Here is a 1,221-nt window from a genome sequence, read left to right as displayed (position 1 = left end):
GTTTTGCCCTTTTCAAATCCGCCGGCCCCGTCGAAATTCAATGGTGACGACATACTCCGGTCCAGCCCGCCCCACAAATCCTCATGCTCCCCTTCATCAAGGTTCGCACGTGTAAGCGGCCCGTTTCATAGCCCTCCCGCTTCAGGAGTTTTTGCATCAGCCGGCTGCCGGCGAACGGATAATCCATGTGCAATTCGTCGATCCGGCGCATCAGCTTCAGATCGGCGGCTGACACGGGCCGAGGCAAGGCGTAGACGCTGCCCCGGCTGATCCCCAATTCGGCAGCCTGCTTTGTAATCGGCAAGTCATGGTCGCGATCAATCATCGTTTTACGCTCGCCAACAGCCCGGCCTTGTCGAGCGCCGAGCCTAAAAAATCATTGGCCAGCGTCAATTCGCCGATCTTGGCATGAAGAACCTTCACATCGACCGCTGGTGACGCTTTCTCCCCACCGTTAAACACGCTCGCGGCTCCCTCAAGAAGCTGTTTCTTCCAATCCGCGATCTGGTTGGGATGCACATCGTATTGCTGCGCCAATTCCGATAGCGTCTTTTCCCCTTTCAGGGCCGCAAGCGCCACTTTGGCTTTAAAACCAGCAGCATGGTTACGGCGAATTCGTTTCGGCATTTCAGCTCCTGTTCGTGAGCCACTCTGGCTCAGCTCAGGCAGAAATTCCACTTAACCCCCTGTTCAAATTTCCCGAACCAGCTCTCTCTTTGCCGCCTACAACGCAGCAGCCCTTCCAACTAAGCTCATGGTCCCAAAATCGGGGTCCATTTCACGTGCGTGTGCCGGGACCGACCTGTTCGAAGTCAGGAGTATCGGCTTCGCCGTTTACGCCGCGAGTGCACGAATGCACAAAGAAAGAAAGAAAGAAAGAAAGAAAGGCGACATCGCTATAGATCCTGCCCCCCACCGAGCCGAGCCGAGCCGCCCCTGTTCTGCTCGCCATTGGGTGCTGTCGCTGTCTACAATTGCGGTCCAATAAGGAAGAGCCGCCCCTGTTCTGCATATCCTGCCCAATGCGGGGCCCACAGCCCAATGCGGGGGCCAACAGCATCTCCCCACCGAATAACTTTCCACTCTCTTTAAATGGCGCCTTTTCGCGTAGTCAACGTGTTGCATATAAATCAATTATAGCCAATCACTCAATATCACAGATTCCACGGGCGATGGAGTCATCTACTCTGGCTCTTCCAGAATACGTAGAGGACTTTTCTG

The 1,221-nt window shown here is 55.0% G+C and carries 1 pseudogene; it reads right to left on the bottom strand.

The features are described 5' to 3' along the window. Nucleotides 1-91 precede the first annotated feature (91 nt). Nucleotides 92-627, bottom strand: a pseudogene (locus EOC06_RS44620) (helix-turn-helix domain-containing protein); the annotation flags it as partial. Between the last annotated feature and the right edge of the window lie 594 nt (nucleotides 628-1,221).

Source organism: Mesorhizobium sp. M7A.F.Ca.MR.362.00.0.0, assembly GCF_004023175.1.
Classification (GTDB): domain Bacteria; phylum Pseudomonadota; class Alphaproteobacteria; order Rhizobiales; family Rhizobiaceae; genus Mesorhizobium.
Note: the sequence above shows the minus strand (reverse complement) of the source record. Positions and strands in the feature narration are given on the sequence as shown.